Below are 16288 nucleotides of genomic sequence, written 5' to 3' on the forward strand. Positions count from 1 at the left end.
GAGCGTGTTGATCTTGTCCCCTCATACCATCGGCCTCGGTCTTCAACCGAGACCGAGTGGGTACGCTCAAGCGCCCATCGGTCTCAATCGAGGGGAGTGACCTTTGCCCCCTCCGGCGGGCCGGGCGGCGTCTCGAAATCAAGCTGCTCCAGCCTGAGGCCGCGACGGGCGATCTTGTCGGCGGAGACGATGACGCGGCCCACGTCGTCGCCCACCTGCGCGAAATGCTTGGCAAGGTCCCCTACCCGCTCGCGCAGGCGCGTGACATCGACCACCAATGCCGCCACCTCGGCGCGCACCCGGTCCGCCGCCTCGCGCATGCGGGCATCCTTGGCGATGGCCTGCACCACCTGGATCGCCAGCATCAGCAAGGACGGGGAGACCAGCACCACCCGCAGGCGGTAGGCTTCCTGCACCACGCCGTCGAAATGCTCGGAAATCTCCGCATAGACCGATTCGGAGGGCACGAAGATGAGGGCCACGTCCTGGGTCTCGCCCGGCACGAAATAGCGCTCGGCCACATCGTAGACGTGCTTCAGCAGGTCGTTGCGCAGCCTCTGCCCCGCCGCCTTGCGAATGTCGGCGGAGGGCGCCTCACGGAAGGCGGTGACCGATTCGAGGGGGAATTTCGAATCCACCAGCAGCGGGCGCGGGTCACCGGGCAGGAAGATGGCGCAGTCCGGCCGCTTGCCGTTGGAGAGGGTGTGCTGGAAGGCGAAGCTGCCGCACGGCAGGCCGTCGGCGACGATGGCCTCCATGCGGGCCTGCCCGAAGGCGCCACGGGCCTGCTTGTTGGCCAGCGTGTCCTTGAGCGCCACCACCTGGGCGGAAAGGTCGGTGAGGCTGCGCTCCGCCTTTTCCACCATCACGAGGCGTTCGGCGATCCGGGTCAGGCTCTCGTGAGTGGCGCGGGCGCTGGTGGACAGCGTCTCGCCGATGCGATGGGAGGTGGCGTCGAGACGCTCCGCAACCGCGCGGGCCAGCTCGCTCTGGCGGTGGGCAAGCACCTCCGTCATGCTCTGCACCCGGCCGGCGGTCTCCGACTGGACGCGGACAAGCTCGCGCAGGCGGCGGTCCATTTCGTCGCGCCGCAGCGCCTCATCGGCTACCGCGGCAGCTCGCGCCCGCGACTGCCGCACGAGGGACACGCCGACCATGAACACAAGCAACGCAAGCAGTCCCGCGCCCAAGGCTGCCGCCTCGGCCAGGGTGACGGCGTGACCCGCCAGACTGAAGAGCGCCTCCCGCATGACCCTTTCTATCGCGATTCGTAATCCGAACAAACAGCGAACATGTTGACCGGAGCCGCAGCTTGCCTTATTTCGCTCGAATGGCGACGCGACCCATCCTCATCATCCCCGAGCCCAAGCTGCGCACCCTCTCGGCATCGGTCGAGAAAATCGACAGCGAGGTGCGAAAGCTCGTGGAAGACATGTTCGACACCATGTACGACGCGCCGGGCATTGGCCTCGCGGCGATCCAGGTGGGCGTGCAGCGGCGCGTGGTCACCATCGATGTTGCGCGCGAGGGCGAGGCGAAGAAGCCCATCGCCCTCATCAATCCCGAGATCATCGCTGCGTCCGACGAGACCTCGGTCTATGCCGAGGGCTGCCTCTCCATCCCCGAATATTACGAGGAGGTGGAACGGCCGGCGCGGGTCACCGTGCGCTTCCAGGACATCGAGGGGCAGGTGCGCGAGGTGGCGGCGGATGGGCTGTTCGCTACCTGCGTGCAGCACGAGATCGATCACCTGAACGGCGTGCTCTTCATCGACCACATCTCGAAGCTGAAGCGCGACCGGGTGATCAAGAAGTTCACCAAGCAGGCACGGCACAAGGACGAGGTCTGACGCCCCGGACGCCGGCGCCGCCTTTCCCGCTTTCCCGCTGATGCGGTCGCATCCGGGTCCTTTCGCTCAAGCGCCGCGCGAGCCCGACCGGGCCGGACGCGCCGGCCCGGATCAGGCAGCATGCGCATCGTCTTCATGGGAACGCCGGATTTCGCCGTGCCAACCCTTTCCGAGATCGTCGGACGCGGGCACGAGGTGGTGGCGGTCTATACCCGCGCGCCCGCCCCCGCCGGCCGGCGGGGGCTCGACCTCACCCCCTCCCCGGTCCACCAGGTGGCCGAGCGCTTCGGCCTGAAGGTGCTCACCCCGAAAAGCCTGCGCAGCCCGGAGGCGGCGGCCGAGTTCGCCGCCCATGACGCCGATGTGGCGGTGGTGGTGGCCTATGGCCTCATCCTGCCACCTGCGATCCTTGAGGCGCCGCGCCTCGGCTGCCTCAACCTGCACGGCTCGCTTCTGCCCCGCTGGCGCGGCGCCGCGCCCATTCAGCGCGCCATCATGGCGGGGGATGAGGCGACCGGCGTCTGCGTGATGCAGATGGAACAGGGCCTTGATACCGGCCCCGTGGGCCTCGTGGAGCGCATCCCCATCGGCCCTGACATGACGGCCGGTGACCTGCACGACCGCATGATGGTGCTGGGCGCCGACCTCATGGCCCGCGCGCTGGCGGCGCTGGAGCGCGGCGGCCTCGCCTTCACGCCCCAGCCGGAGGCAGGCGTCGCCTATGCGGCCAAGATCGAGAAGGCGGAGACCCGCATCGACTGGTCGCAACCGGCGCAGGTGGTGCACGATCGCATCCGCGGGCTCTCCCCCTTCCCCGGCGCCTGGTTCCCGCTGGGGCCGGAAGCGACCCGGGTGAAGGTGCTGCGCTCGACCCTCGCGGAGGGTGCCGGCGCCCCCGGAGAAGTGCTGGATGACCGCCTCACCATCGCCTGCGGCTCCGGCGCGGTGCGGCTGGTGGAATTGCAGAAGGCCGGCAAGCAGCCCGCCGGGGCATCTAGCTTTCTCAACGGGAATGCCGTGCCGCCCGGCACGCGTCTCGCCTGACGGCGCGCCGCGCCCATGCCCCGCTACAAGCTCACCATCGAATATGATGGCACCCCCTATGCCGGCTGGCAGATCCAGGCCGACCGGGAGACGGTGCAGGGCGCGCTGGCGCAGGCGTTTCGCCGATTCTGCGGCGAGGATGTGCATGTGGCCGGCGCCGGGCGCACCGACGCGGGCGTGCATGCCACCGGGCAGGTGGCCCATGTGGACCTCTCGCGACACTGGCGCAGCGACACGGTGCGCGACGCCATGACGGCGCAATTGCGCCCCCACCCCATCGCGGTTCTGAGCGCCGAGGAGGTGCCGGACAGCTTCGACGCCCGCTTCTCCGCCACCAAGCGGCACTATCTCTATCGCATCGTCAACCGCCGGCCGGACCTTGCCCTCGACCGGGACCGGGCCTGGCGCATCCCGCAGAAGCTGGATGCGCACGCTATGCACGAGGCGGCCCAGCGGCTTTTGGGCAAGCACGATTTCTCCACCTTCCGCGCCGCCGAGTGCCAGGCCGCCTCGCCGCTCAAGACCCTGGACCAGCTGGACGTTTCCCGCTCCGGCAACGAGATCCGCGTCGTCACCTCGGCGCGGTCCTTCCTGCACCATCAGGTGCGCTCCATGGTGGGTTCGCTGATGCGGGTAGGCGAAGGGCGCTGGAGCGCCGACGACCTGGAAGCCGCACTGAAGGCCGCCGACCGCACCCGCTGCGGCCCCATGGCGCCGGCCGCCGGGCTCTATCTGGCGGCGGTGAGCTATTGAGCACGCGCGCGCCTTCGGGTCGCGTCATCAACCCTTTGTAAGCCCTACCTGCCGCCAAGCAGGGAACGTCTGCCCCTGCGCGGGCATTCCCTCTTCAAAGCCCCCATGGACACGCCCGGCGCGTCCCAACGGCAGAAGAGGACTTAAGGTGATGTTCGGTTTTCGCTTCCACGCCCTGCGCGCTCCCCCGCAGGCCCGCGCCCTCCCCACGACCCACCTGGTGGCGCGACTCGTGCCCGCCGCGCCCTGCGGCTGGGTGTTCTTCGACGGCAGCGAAACCCGCATGGCGACCAAAGATGGCGCCGACCTCATCATTCCCGGCGGCGCCTTCTTTCCCAAGGAAGCGCGACGCTATGCCTGTGAAAGCGATGCAGGCGCCGAGGCGGCCCGCCTCAACGACGCGAGCCTGTGCCTCGACCGGCCCTGGCGGGTGAAGCCGGTGGCCGCCTTCGAGGTGAAGCGGTCGACCTTCGCCCATGCAGCGGCGCATTTCTGAGGACGACGGGGCTTGCCGAACAGCCCGACACGACAAAGCCGCCGCTGCCCATCTGGACAGCGGCGGCTTGCTTTTTCAGAGGGACCGAACGAACTCAGATGGCGCCGTTGATCCACTGCACCAGCTTCGCCTTGGGGGCGGCGCCCACCTGGCGGGAGGCGATCTTGCCGTCCTTGAACAGCAGGAGGGTGGGAATGGACATGATGCCGTACTTGGAAGCGGTGGCGGGATTCTCATCCACGTTCAGCTTCACGATGCGGATCTTCTCGCCCATCTCGCCGGACACTTCCTCAAGGATGGGGGCCACCATGCGGCAGGGGCCGCACCACTCGGCCCAGAAGTCCACGATGACCGGCGCGCTGGACTGGAGCACGTCCTGTTCAAAATTCTGATCCGAAACCTTCTCGACCGACATGGCAGACCTCGTAGGGGGAAACCGGGGGAACCACTGAATGTTGGGACCGAACGTAGGGAGCCCCTCCCCTCCTCGTCAAGGCGCCGTCACGCCGAGGTGAGACCGAGCCGCGCCAGAGCCGCCTCCAAACGGGCGGATTCGAGCCGGAAAACGCGAGGACCCGACGTATAGACCAGCCGCGCCTCGAACATGCGCCCGGCGAACACCTGCGACAGAAGAGCGCCATAGACGGCAAGCTGCGCCACATAAGCCTCGGCCACGTCTTCCGGCCGCCCGGGCGGGGCACGGTCAGTCTTGAAGTCGACGACGATCAGGCGGTCGGGCGTCAACACCAGCCGGTCGATGCGGCCCGACACGTGGAAATCCGCACCCTCCCGCGCCTTCAGACGGCCGATGACCGGCACCTCCGCCCGGCTTCCGGCGCCGAACAGATCCGCGAGCGGCGCATGGCCGAGGACGCCGAGGGCTTCCTCCAGCACCTCCTGATGGATCTCGTCCGCCACCTTGTCCGCCGCGTGCCGCAGCAGGCGCAGGCCGGCCGCCGCGTGCTCGGGCGACGGCAAGTCGGGAAGGCCGGCGAGGAGGCGATGGACCAGATCGCCCCGCACCAGGGGCGAGAGCGCCGTCTCGGGCGCCGGCGTGCGCAAAGGCGAGGGGCCGGCGGCTTCGGTCTTCGAGGGCCGCAGCAGGCGCGGCGCGGCTTCCGGGGGCGGCGGATTGGGGAAGGTGGGAAGAGCTGTCTCTTCCCCAGCCACACAAGAGGCCGCCGCCGGCCCCGCCACCGCAAGGCCCGGTCCCCTGTTCCAACGCAGTACCTTGCCCGCGAAGCCGAGGGCGTCCTGCTCGTCCGCTTCCGGCGCGAGGGCGGCGCGCACCAGCTCGTACCAGCAGCCCTCCGGACGGGCATGGGCCTTGTCCTTGGCCGGTGCGCGGGTCTCCGCGCCGCAGACGATCACAGCATCCTCGGCGCGGGTGAGGGCCACATAGAGCAGGCGCCGGTGCTCCTCCAGTTCGCGGGCGGCGGCGGCGGCGCGGGCGGTGGCGAGGCGTTCGGGATCCTCCGCCTTGCGCGGGGCCAGCACCGGCACCTCGCCCTCCGCCCCCGGCACGCAGATGAGGCCACCGGCGGAGCGGGCCTTCGGCATGTCCACCGTGTCGGCGAGGATGACGATGGGCGCCTCAAGGCCCTTGGCGCCATGCACGGTCATCACCCGCACCTCGTTGCGGCCGCTCTCCATGTCGCGCTTGGTCTCGGCACCGCCCCGGCGCAGATAGGCGAGGAAGCCGGCAAGGCTGGCCGGTTCGTTGGATTCATAGGCGCGGGCCAGCACCATGAATTCGTCCAGCACGTCGGCCGCCTCGGGGCCGAGCCGGGCCAGCATGGCGCGCCGACCGCCGTCGCGGCCCAGCACGCGGGCGTAGAAATCGAACGGCCGCAGCAAAGTCGCCTCCCCGCGCCATGCAGCGAGCCGCGCCCACGCGGCGGCGTGGCGGGGATCGGCCGCCGCCTTGAGCGCGTCCACCAGCCGTCCGCCCCGGCCGGGACACAGGGCGAGGAGATCCTCGTCGGTGAGGCCGAACAGCGGGCTCTTGAGCAAAGCCGCCAGCGCCAGATCGTCGTCGGGGGAAACCAGCGCGTCGCCCAGCGCCATCAGGTCGAGGGCGGCGATGTGCTCGGCCACCACCAGGCGGTCGGCGCCCGCCACCTCCACCTGGGCGTCCTTCAGCTCCTTGAGCGCGCGGATGACCGCCTCAAACACCCGCCCGCGCCGGCGCACCAGCACCAGCACGTCACCCGCCCGCATGGCCCTTCCATTGCGGGAGGGAATGGCAAGGCCGGTGGCGATGCCCGCCTGGATGAAGCCGGCGATGCGCTGGGCGAGCCGGCTCACCGGGTCATCCACCGGCGCCTCGTCCAGCGGGCGGCGCCAATTGTCCGGCTGGGTCGCGGGCTCCGGCGTGGTGGTGGGCCAGATCTCCACCAGCGCCGGGGCATCGGCGCGGATGGCGGCATGCACGGGGGCCACCGCGTCCAGCGTGAGGCCATCATGGGCCTCGGGGCGGGAGAAGATCTGGTCCACCGCCTCCAGCACGCCGGGCGCGGAGCGGAAGGAATGGGGCAGTTCCACCCGGCGCAGGGCCTGTGGCCCCGCCTTGCGCGCAAAGGTTGAGCGCATCTCGCCGAAAGCGCGCGGATCGGCGCCCTGGAAGGAGAAGATGGACTGCTTCTCGTCCCCCACCACGAACAGGGTGCGCGTCACGTCCTCCCGCGCACCGGCGCCGGAGAAGAAATCGTCGGCGAGGCCCTGCACCACCCGCCACTGCTGCGGGCTGGTATCCTGCGCCTCGTCCACGAGAATGTGGTCGATGCCCTGGTCCAGCTTGTACTGCACGAAGGTGGGCTGGTCGGAGAGCAGCTGGGCGGCCTTGACGATGAGGTCGTCGAAATCCAAAAGCCCGCGCGCCGCCTTCTCGGCCTCGTAACGGCGGACGGCCTCGGCCGCGAGGGTCAGCGCGGCCTCGGTGCGCTCCAGGGTGCGGGCGCCGAGCAGTTGGTCTGCGAGCACCGCAAGGCGGTCGCGCTCATCCCGCAGCCGCGCGGCAAGGCCGGGGGCGCGGTCGGCGAAGCCCTTGGTGAAGAGGTTGCGGTCCGAGCGCGGCCCCTCCGAGCCGAAGAACACCCGCCGCCAGGCGGCAAGGCCGGACGCCATGTCTCCCGCCTCGGCGGCGGCCAGAAGATCATCGCCCCGTGTGCGGTCGGTGGCCTTGTCGGAGGCGGCCAGCTCCGCCGCCGCGCTCGCCCATTCGGAATGGGGCAGATGGGGGCTCGCCAGCATCTGCACTTCCAGATCCGCCACATTGGCATCCGCCGGCAGATCGAGCGCCCGCGCCACCGCCGCCTTCCGCGCGCTCGGCGTGTCGCCCAGCGGCAGGATGCGGGCGCGCAAGGCGATGGCGGCCTCGAGCAGGCCGGACAGGCCGCTGTCGGACATATCTTCGGTCAACCGCGCCAGCGCCTCGCCCAGGGGCGCGTTCGGCACGCGGGTGGCCGCTACCACGAGGTCGGCGCGGATGCGGGCCATCAGTTCCTGCCGGCCCACCTCATCCAGTTCGCCGAAGCCGGCGGCCACGTCGGCCTCGAACGGGAAGCGGTGGAGCAGCGCGCCGCAGAAGGCGTGGATGGTCTGGATCTTCAGCCCGCCCGGCGTTTCCAGCGCGGCGGCGAACAGCCGGCGGGCGCGGGCGCGCAAAGCGGCATCGGGGGCCGAGCCCACCGTGTCGCGGATGGCGGCGTCCAACTCCCCATCGGGCAGGCGCACCCAGCGGCCGAGGATGGCCAGCACCCGGTTGGCCATGTTGGCCGCCGCCGCCTTGGTATAGGTGAGGCACAGGATGCGCCCCGGCGGCGTGCCGGCCAGCAGCAGGCGGATGACGCGGCGCGCCAGCACATGGGTCTTGCCCGAGCCGGCATTGGCCGACACCCAGGCCGAGAAGGCGGGATGGGAGGCCTCCGACTGGCGACGTGTCGCCTCGGACTTGGGCGTCGCCTCGGGGTCGCGGGCATCCAGCACGAGATCGGCGCTCATTCGCCCTCCTCCCCGGAGAGCGCCCATTCGCGCACGCGGGCGAGATGATCATAGGTGCCGAAGGTGCCGGACCATTGCGGCGCCGCCAACGAGCGATAGCCCTGCGCCTCGTTCTCGAACGCCATGAGCAGGCTTTCGAGGCCCGCGAGCGCGGTCTCGGCAAGGTCCATGGTGTCGCGATCCTTGACGCGGATGGGCTTTTCCTCGCCCCCCGCCGCGCCGCCCTTCAGCTCCACATAGAGCAGGTCCGCCACATCCACCGCCGGCACGTCGGGGAAGGCGCCGCGCCTGGCCATGGCCGCCTCCAGCGGCAGCTGGGGCGAGAGGGAGGCGACCTGCCGGGCGCTCGGCGCCGTGCCGGTCTTGTAGTCGAGGATATTGAGCAGGCCGTCGCTTCGTACCTCGATGCGGTCGGCCCGCCCGGTGAGGCGGAAGGCAGCATTGCCCAGCGGGATTTCAAGGCTGCCGGAGGCTTCCGCCACCACATGGTCGAGGTGCACCCGCCGCTCCCGCTCGAAGGCGACAAGGAAGCCCGCCGCCCGCTCGAACCGCGCCCACCACAACGCATGCTCGGCGGGGAAGGCCTTCAGCGGGGCGAAGGCCCGCCGGCCTTCCTCCAGCAGCTGTTCCAGCGCATCGGGCGGCAGCTTGCGGGGATGCGCCTGGGTGAAGCGGCCGACGGCCTCGTGCAGGGCCGATCCGCGCTCCGCCCCGCCGGGGGCGGCGTCCAGCGGATCGAGCGGGATGAGGCCCAGCACGTGGCGGGCATAGATGGAATAGGGATCGCGCAGGAAGGTCTCCACCTCCGTCACTGACAGCCGACGGGGGCGCAGCGCCAGGGGCGGGGCCGGGGCCGGGCGGATGGCCCGGGGCAAGGCGGGGGCATCGTCCAGCCGGCGCGCGGCTTGGACCCAGCGGGCGCCGCGGGCGCGGGCGGCAATCCACTCCGCCTCGCCCGCCACCGTCTTCAGTCGCTGCACGAAGCGCGAGGGCACGCTCTGGGTGCCGCCCACCTTGGCGGCGAAGGTCAGCACTACCTCGGCGGCGCCGAAGCCCTGGGCGAAATCGTGGGCGGACAGGCCGATCCGCCGCTCCGGCAAATCCAAGCCCAGATCGCCGCGCATAGGCCGGCTGAGCCATGGGTCGGTCTCGGCGATGCGCGGCCAGCTACCCTCGATGAGCGCGCCCAGCACCATGCGATCCACATGGATGAGGCGGGCCTCCAGCGGGCCGAGGATGCGGATGCGCGCATGGGGCTCGGCGCGCGGGCGCACCATGGCATCGGCGAACAGGGCGCCGGCCGCATCCGCATAGGCGGAGAGGTCGAGGGCGGGGCCATCGCCCGCCGCCCCGTCCAGCGTCTCGAAGGTGCGGGCAAGCGCTGCTTCCGCCGCATCCTCCGCGTCGAGATCGAGGGGGCCGGCGGTCTCCACCCACGCGGCGCGGTGGGCGGCGACGAGCGCCGAGAGCGGCGCTGCACCCCGTTGCGCGCCGAGGGTGAGCAGCGGGCCGAGCGCCCGGTCCAGCCGGTCCACCAGATCGCGGGCGTGGTTGAGCGCCCCCTCCCCCATGCGCCGGCGGGGATCGGCGCCGCGATAATCCTCCCGGTCGAAGGCGGCGATGGCATCCCTCAAGCCGTCGATGCCGGCGCGCGGGCGCGGTCCGCGTAAGGCCACCAGCTCCAGCGCCGCCACCGCATCCGCCTTCGCCTCGGGTGTCAGCCCGAATTGCGCCAGAGGATGGGTGAGCAGCGCGAACAGCGGCACCGGTGCCAGGTCCTCCGCCGCCGCCACCACCAGCAGGCCGGCGAGCCGTCCGGCGGGACTGTCGGCCAGCGGCGTGCCGGCGGAATCGTCCAGCGCCACGCCGAAGCGCGCCATCTCCGCCGCCACCCGGCGCGCGAGATCGCGATCGGGGGTGACGAGAGCGGCGGTCTCGCCCTCCCGCTCCAGGCTGTCGCGCAACAGCAAAGCGATGGCGAGGGCTTCCGCGCGCGGGTCGTCCGCCTCCACCACGCTGATGCCGGCCATAGCGGTGCCCAGCGCCGCCGGCGGCAGGCGATCGGAAAGGCTGGCCCACAGGTCGGAGGTCTCGGCCTGCCGCATGGTCTCGCTCATCAGCCGCTCGCGGCCGAACGGGGCGGGCGCGGCCAGCGGCAGCACGTCGCCGCGCGCCACGCCGAGGCGCGGCAGCAGCCGGGCAAGGCCATATTGGGGATGGTCCGGCGCCGCGTCCCGCCCGTCGGTGATGCGGGCGAAGGAGGCGGCGTCGAGATCCTGGTCGAGGCCCGGCAGCACCACGGCGCCCTTGGGCAGGCCGGCGATGGCGGCCAGAAGCCGGGCGGTGGCCGGCATGGAGCCGGTGGAGCCCGCCGCGATTACCGGGCCGGCATCGCGCCCCAGGGCGGCGAGGCGGCGGGCTTCCGCATCCATCAGCGCGTCGCGGCGGGCGGCCGGCTCCACCAGTCCGGCGATGTCCAGATAGTCGGTGAAGGCGCGCCGGGCGATGCGCACGAAATCCAGCCCCACGCGGAAATAGCGGTCCAGTTCCTCCGGCACGAGGCCGTCGAGGCCGTCCACGGTCAGCCCCGCCGTGGTGAGGTCGTCGAACAGGGCGCCGAGGGCATCGGCGAGGGCGAAGGTTGCGGCGGTACCCGCGGCCACCGCCTCCCGTCCGGCTGCTTTCGCGAGGGTATCACGCCAGTGGGCGACCAGCCGGGCCAGCACGAGGCGCCGGTGCACCGGCGCGATGGCATGGGGCGCGGCCAGCACCGGGGCATCCTCGGAGAAGGCGAGCGCGTCCTCGTCCACATCGCCCAAAGGCACGATCTTCGGCAGCAGCAGCACCGCGTTGCGGGACGCTTCCAGCAGCGCCTCGGCGAACAGGCGGCCGGCGCGGCGGGTCGGCAGGAAGACGGTGGCGCCGGCCAGCGCGAGAGGGTCCGCGCGCGGGGCGAAGCCCTCCACCAGCGTACCGTCGAGCAGCGCCGTCGCCAATGTCGGCAGGAACGGCGCCGAGGACGGGATGGTGAGCACGCGCGGCACGGCCGTCCCTTTCTTTCCGGACCTTAGTCGCTGGACCTCTGGATCGCTTCCTCGGCGAGGGCGATGGCATCGGGCGTGCCCACATGCATCCAGATGCCGTCGAGGCGCAGGCCGAACAGGCGCTCGGCCTCGGCGGCCTTGTCGAAGATGCGGTTGAGGGAGAAGGCACCGTCCGGCGTGCCCTCGAACAGCTCCGGCTTCAGGATGGCGGCGCCGGCATAGACGAACGGCACCACCGTGCGCTCGGCCCGGCGCGACAGCCGGCCGAGCTTGTCCATCTGGAAATCGCCCATGCCGTCATAGCCGATGGAATGGGCGGCCGAGGCGAGGAGCAGCAGCGCATCCATCCGCTCCGGATCGAAATGCTCCATCAGCCGCACCAAGTTCGGCCGCATGCCCTCGATCCAGATGGTGTCCGAATTGATGGCGAGAAACGGATCCGGGCCCAGCAGCGGCAACGCCTTGCGCACGCCGCCGCCGGTCTCCAGCAACTGGCCGCGCTCGTCGGACAGGACGATCTGCGGCGGCCCGCCCCGGGCCGTGAGATGCGCCTCCAGCATGTCGGTGTGGTGGTGCAGGTTGACCACCGCGCGGGGGATGCCGGCATCGGCCACACGGCCGAGCACATGATCGATGAGAGGGCGGCCGTAGACCTCCACCAGCGGCTTCGGCCGTGTGTCGGTGAGCGGACGCATGCGCGTGCCCATCCCGGCGGCGAGCACCATGGCGGTGGAAATCCGGTTGTCGGAAATCTGGGCCGTCGAATGCCCGGCCTGTCCCTTGTCCGTCACGCGGCGAAATCCTTGGATGGCAGCACCGCCTCGTACCACGACCGGAGCGAGCCGAGATCCTGGTGGCTGAGGCAGCGGGCAAGATGGCGGCGGATGCGCGACAGGTGGCGCAGGTAATGCGGCTTGCCGTCGCGATCATTCAGCCGGGTGAAGATGCCGAGGATCTTGGAGGCCCGCTGCGCGCCCATGAGCGCATAGGATCGCGCGAAGCCGCGCACGTCGAAGGTGGGGTCGGCCTCGCGCCGCAGCTTCACGTAGTGGCTCACCAGTTGCAGTTCCAGCCCTTCCGGCACGTCCACCCGCGCGTCCTGCGCCAGCGAGACCACGTCATAGGCGGCCGGGCCCATCACCGCATCCTGAAAATCGATCAGGCCCACCTTGCGCAGCCCCTCCCGCTCCGGCAGCCAGATGAGGTTGGGGGAATGATAGTCGCGCAGCACCCAGGTGGGCGGCTCGGCCAGCACGGGGTTGAGCGCGCTGCGCCAGAGCAGGTGGAATTCCTCGCGCACCACCCCGTCCAGCCGGATGCCGCGGGCCGGCAGGTACCAGTCCAGCATCAGGTCGATCTCGGTGAGCATGGCCGCCACGTCATAGGCGGGCAGCGCCCGTTCCACCCGTGGCGCCACATTCAGCGTGCGCGGCAGGTTGCGGGTGTGGAGGGCGGCCAGCACCTCCATGGCCGCATGGTAGCGCTCGGGAACCGGCGCGGCCGGCGAACCGGCGACGACGCCCTCGCGCCCCAGGTCCTCCAGCACGAGGAGGCCCGCATCGAGGTCGGCGGAATACAGCAGCGGCGCCGACAGGCCCTGCGCCAGCAAGGCCCTGTCCATGGCGACGAAGGGCTTCACATCCTCCGCCAGATGCACCAGCTGGCTATAGGGCAGGCCCCGGCGCAGGGGCGGCCCGTCCGGCTGGCGCGGCGCATTCATCAGGATCGCCGAGCGGCCCGGCGCCACGAGGCGGGTATAGGAGCGGCTGGAGGCATCGCCCTGCAGGAACACCCGCTCGGCGGCGGCGAACCCGCTCTGCTCGATCAAGCCGTCGGCGATCTGGAAGCGGTCGAGCCGGGCGCCGACGCTGCCATGTCCGGTGAGGATCGCCACCCGCGCCTCCGGCCCCAGCCCGGCGCCGAAATCGGTGCCGGCGGCATGGAACAGCTCCACGTCGAGGCGGTCGGTCGGCAGGCGATCGTCGGCCCGGTCCGGCCATTCCACCAGCAAAAGCGCGTTCTCGCGCAGCTCGTCCCAGCCCAACTCGTCCAGCTCGTCGGTCTCGATGATGCGGTAGAGGTCGGCGTGCACCACCCGGCCACGCGGGAAATCATAGGAGATCAGGATCGGGAAGGTGGGGCTGGGCACGTCCACGCCGGCATCTTCCGCGAAGGCGCGGATGAGGGCGCGGGCGAACTCGGTCTTGCCCGCACCGAGGTCGCCGGTGAGGGTTATGGTGTCCTTCGGCCCGAACCAGGTGGAGAGCCAGCCGGCGAGGCGGGCTGTCGCCGCGAGATCCTGGAGCACGACGCGGCAGGCGACGGGCTGGCCGGCAAGGCGTTCGATGACGAGGCTCATTCGGCGGCCTCTCTCCGGCCTTCGCCGGACAAGGGAAAGATGCAGGTGGCGATGGTGCCCTGGGCGTCGCTGCCGCCGCCATCCGGCCCACGCCCGGCCGGCGCAACGGTGACCGAGCCGCCGTGAAGAGTCATGAACGAGCGCACGATGGCAAGGCCCAGCCCGACACCCCGGTGGCGCGGGCCGGCATTGCGGCTCTCGAAGCGCTCGAACAGGGTGTCGGCCACTTCGGTGGGCACGCCCGGCCCCTCGTCGCGCACGGTGAAGACCAGCGCCCCGTCGCGCCGCACCGCGCCGAGGCTGACCGTGCCGCCGGCGGGCGAGACGGCGATGGCATTGGACAACAGGTTGAACAGGATCTGCCGCACCCGCCGCCCGTCAGCGACGAAGTGGCCGGCATCCGGCCCCACGCTGACGGCGAGGTTCAGCCCCGCCTCCGCCACCGGATCGCGCACCGCCTCGGCCACGCCGAGCACGGTCTCGCCCACGTCCACGTCGGAGAGGTCCAGCTCCATGGCGCCGGCATCGATGGAGGCGAGGTCGAGAATGTCGTCGATCAGCGCGCGCAGCTGGTCGGAGGACTGGCGCATGTGTTCCAGATAGTCCTGCTGGCGGGTATTGAGCGGGCCGGCGAAGCCCTCGCGCAGCATGTCCGCATAGCCCATCAGGGTATTGAGGGGCGTGCGCAGGTGGTAGGACACGTGTCCGACGAAGGCGTTCTTCAGCTTGTCCGCCGCCTCCAGCGCCTCGGCGCGCTCGATCAGCGCCCGCTCCACCTTCACGCTGTCGGTCACGTCGCGGAAGGTGACCATGGTGCCACCGTCCGGCAACGGCTGGGTGGCGCCGTCAAGCACACGGCCGTCCGGGCGCTCCAGGCGCAAGGTCACCGCCTCGCGCGGGCCGATGGTGGTCACGGCGTGGCGGATGCGGGCGAAGACCGAAGTTTCGCCATGGAGCGGCCGGCACAGGGCCGCCACCGCGTCCACGTGCGGCCGCTCGCCCAAGGCGCGGGCCTCCAGCGACCACAGGCTGAGGAAGGCGTGGTTGTAGAGGTTGAGCCGCCCATCCGAGCCGAACACGGCTACCGCTTCCGCCAGCCCGTCCAGCGTTTCGCCCTGGATGCGGATGAGAGTGTTGTAGCGGCTCTCCAGGGCGACGTGCTCTGAGAGGTCGTCGAACAGATAGGTGACGCCGCCTTCCGCATTGGGGGTGACCACCACCCGCAGCATCTGCCCGCCGGGCAAATGCCACCAGTCATTCACCGGCTCGATGGCGCGGTAGGCTTCGCGCAACTGGGCGCGCCACCCGCGGAAATCTGCCTGCTCGGGCACCTTGCGGCGAGTGCGCAGGTCTTCCAGGATCTCGCCTTCCGGCGGGTGCTGATCGAGGAAAGCGGGGGAGAGGTCGAACAGGCGTTCATAGGCGGCATTGTGGAATACGAGGCGTTCGTCGGCCCCGAAGATGGCCACCGCCGTGGTCAGCTGGTCCAAAGTGCGGCGATGGGCGGTGACCGCCTGCTTCATCTCCGCCCGGGCGTCCTCCTCGGAGGTAACATCGATGGCGATACCGGCGGTGCCGAAGGCGCCGGCCACCTCCACCACTTCCATCTGCCGCCGCTGACCCTTGGTGACGGCCTTCACCCGCTGGCGGAAATGCCCGTCCGTGCCTTCAGCGCTGGCGGCGGCTGCGCGGGTCTTGCCGTCGAGGAGGTCGAGGCCCTGCGCGCGCGCCTCCTCCGCCGAGGCGGCGCCCACCGCCGCCACGAAGGCGGGGTTCACATAAGACAGCGCGCCATCCGCCCCGCGCAGCCAGGCGGGGGCAGGCGCGGCATCGAGCAAGGCCGCAAGGCCGGACACCACCGGCCCGACCTCATGCCCGACCGCGTCGCCGGTCGCCGGCGCCAGCAGCAGGATGCCGGCGCCGGCCCGGCTCCTGCCGTCGAGGCGCAGCGGCCCTGTCGGCGTATCCAGCGTCTGGGAGAAGCTGCCGTCTTCCGCCCGCAGGCGGGCGAGCGCGGTTTCGAAAGCGGACGTGGCGGATCCGAGTTCCGCGCGGAGCGTCTCGGGGGTGCGGCCGAACAGGTCGGCCGGCGCCTCCCGTCCCGTCCACAGCAGGAAGGCCGGAGCGCCCTCACAGAGGAGGACGCGACAGGCCTGGGCTTCGGCGCGGGCACGGGCGGCGGAGGCCGCGGCATCGGCGGCGGCACGCTCGGCGGCTTCAATGCGGCCGCGCAGGTCCTTCGCCACGCGATGGCTGCGCAGGGCGGCAAGGCCGGCGATGGCGGCGACCGCCAGCCCCGCCACCGGCCACAGGGCGCCGGCCGCGGTCGCGGCAGCATCCCAGCCGGCGGCAGCCGGGCTCACGAACAGGGTCGAAGAGAGGAAGACCGCAGCGAGGCCGGCGCAGGCGGGACGGCCCGAGCGGGACGGCGAGGAGAACCGGCGCAGCCCCGCCGTCAGGCGAGCGCCGCCTTGCTCACGCCCGCGCCTTTGGCGCGGAACGCCGCTGGTCCGGATGCGGTCCGCCATTCGCCCCGGTGTCCTTCCCCTGCCCGACAGGCGCCGCAGCTTCCTCCGGCGCCCCGCGAATCACTTGCGCCAGTCTACCGAAGGGGCAGCGGCCATTGAAGGGCGAGCCGGCCACAGCACACAGGCGCATCGTCCCTTCGGTAGGGAAGGCACATCTTCCACAAGCCGGACAAGGAAAGGCCGGGCGGGTTCGCCCTGCCCTCCCTCTTCCGG

The 16288-nt window shown here is 71.2% G+C and carries 11 protein-coding genes; 4 read left to right on the plus strand and 7 right to left on the minus strand.

From position 1 onward, the window contains the following. Nucleotides 1-83: 83 nt before the first annotated feature. Nucleotides 84-1250 (minus strand): DNA recombination protein RmuC, encoded by a 1167-nt coding sequence (locus FBQ73_RS18815; protein ID WP_138401020.1) that lies wholly within the window; start codon nucleotides 1248-1250, stop codon nucleotides 84-86. Between the two features lie 80 nt (nucleotides 1251-1330). Between FBQ73_RS18815 and def the strand changes: the two genes are divergently transcribed. The 4 genes from def to FBQ73_RS18835 all read left to right on the plus strand — a co-directional run bounded on the left by def (nucleotide 1331) and on the right by FBQ73_RS18835 (nucleotide 4142). Beyond that, a complete protein-coding gene (gene def / locus FBQ73_RS18820; RefSeq protein WP_138401112.1) occupies nucleotides 1331-1849 on the plus strand; it encodes a peptide deformylase in 519 nt (172 codons plus the stop codon). Between the two features lie 120 nt (nucleotides 1850-1969). After that, nucleotides 1970-2893: a methionyl-tRNA formyltransferase gene (gene fmt, locus FBQ73_RS18825; RefSeq protein WP_138401021.1), complete on the plus strand. Its 924-nt coding sequence runs from the start codon at nucleotides 1970-1972 to the stop codon at nucleotides 2891-2893. A gap of 15 nt (nucleotides 2894-2908) precedes the next feature. After that, nucleotides 2909-3646: a tRNA pseudouridine(38-40) synthase TruA gene (gene truA / locus FBQ73_RS18830; protein ID WP_138401022.1), complete on the plus strand. Its 738-nt coding sequence runs from the start codon at nucleotides 2909-2911 to the stop codon at nucleotides 3644-3646. Nucleotides 3647-3797: 151 nt separating this feature from the next. Next, nucleotides 3798-4142, plus strand: coding sequence for a hypothetical protein (locus FBQ73_RS18835; protein ID WP_138401023.1), 345 nt, complete (start codon nucleotides 3798-3800; stop codon nucleotides 4140-4142). 94 nt (nucleotides 4143-4236) lie between these two features. Here the strand turns inward: FBQ73_RS18835 and trxA are convergent, their stop codons facing one another. From trxA to FBQ73_RS18865, 6 genes are all read right to left on the minus strand, one after another. Further along, complete coding sequence (gene trxA / locus FBQ73_RS18840; protein WP_012115276.1) at nucleotides 4237-4557, minus strand: thioredoxin; 321 nt, start codon at nucleotides 4555-4557, stop codon at nucleotides 4237-4239. An 86-nt stretch (nucleotides 4558-4643) separates the two neighbouring features. Then, a complete protein-coding gene (gene addA / locus FBQ73_RS18845) occupies nucleotides 4644-8144 on the minus strand; it encodes a double-strand break repair helicase AddA (RefSeq protein WP_138401024.1) in 3501 nt (1166 codons plus the stop codon). Continuing rightward, nucleotides 8141-11188 carry a double-strand break repair protein AddB gene (gene addB / locus FBQ73_RS18850; RefSeq protein ID WP_138401025.1) on the minus strand — a complete coding sequence of 1016 codons (3048 nt, stop codon included), beginning with the start codon at nucleotides 11186-11188 and terminating at the stop codon, nucleotides 8141-8143. Before addB ends, addA begins: the two co-directional genes overlap by 4 nt. 23 nt (nucleotides 11189-11211) lie before the next feature. Next, complete coding sequence (locus FBQ73_RS18855) at nucleotides 11212-11913, minus strand: nucleotidyltransferase family protein (RefSeq protein ID WP_138401113.1); 702 nt, start codon at nucleotides 11911-11913, stop codon at nucleotides 11212-11214. A 62-nt stretch (nucleotides 11914-11975) separates the two neighbouring features. After that, nucleotides 11976-13547 carry a tRNA (adenosine(37)-N6)-threonylcarbamoyltransferase complex ATPase subunit type 1 TsaE gene (gene tsaE / locus FBQ73_RS18860; protein ID WP_138401026.1) on the minus strand — a complete coding sequence of 524 codons (1572 nt, stop codon included), beginning with the start codon at nucleotides 13545-13547 and terminating at the stop codon, nucleotides 11976-11978. Further along, entirely contained in the window at nucleotides 13544-16075 is a 2532-nt protein-coding gene (locus FBQ73_RS18865; RefSeq protein ID WP_138401027.1) for a sensor histidine kinase, read from the minus strand. Before FBQ73_RS18865 ends, tsaE begins: the two co-directional genes overlap by 4 nt. Nucleotides 16076-16288: the final 213 nt, after the last annotated feature.

Origin of the sequence: Xanthobacter autotrophicus (assembly GCF_005871085.1) — a bacterium.
GTDB classification, from domain to species: domain Bacteria; phylum Pseudomonadota; class Alphaproteobacteria; order Rhizobiales; family Xanthobacteraceae; genus Xanthobacter; species Xanthobacter autotrophicus.

Bases quoted from the DNA above. Each gene is read 5' to 3' on its own strand.
- FBQ73_RS18835 (WP_138401023.1), top strand. From the start codon at position 3,798: ATGTTCGGTTTTCGCTTCCACGCCCTGCGCGCTCCCCCGCAGGCCCGC.
- trxA (WP_012115276.1), bottom strand. From the start codon at position 4,557: ATGTCGGTCGAGAAGGTTTCGGATCAGAATTTTGAACAGGACGTGCTC.
- FBQ73_RS18865 (WP_138401027.1), bottom strand. From the start codon at position 16,075: ATGGCGGACCGCATCCGGACCAGCGGCGTTCCGCGCCAAAGGCGCGGG.
- tsaE (WP_138401026.1), bottom strand. From the start codon at position 13,547: ATGAGCCTCGTCATCGAACGCCTTGCCGGCCAGCCCGTCGCCTGCCGC.
- truA (WP_138401022.1), top strand. From the start codon at position 2,909: ATGCCCCGCTACAAGCTCACCATCGAATATGATGGCACCCCCTATGCC.
- FBQ73_RS18855 (WP_138401113.1), bottom strand. From the start codon at position 11,913: ATGGTGCTCGCCGCCGGGATGGGCACGCGCATGCGTCCGCTCACCGAC.
- def (WP_138401112.1), top strand. From the start codon at position 1,331: ATGGCGACGCGACCCATCCTCATCATCCCCGAGCCCAAGCTGCGCACC.
- FBQ73_RS18815 (WP_138401020.1), bottom strand. From the start codon at position 1,250: ATGCGGGAGGCGCTCTTCAGTCTGGCGGGTCACGCCGTCACCCTGGCC.
- addA (WP_138401024.1), bottom strand. From the start codon at position 8,144: ATGAGCGCCGATCTCGTGCTGGATGCCCGCGACCCCGAGGCGACGCCC.
- fmt (WP_138401021.1), top strand. From the start codon at position 1,970: ATGCGCATCGTCTTCATGGGAACGCCGGATTTCGCCGTGCCAACCCTT.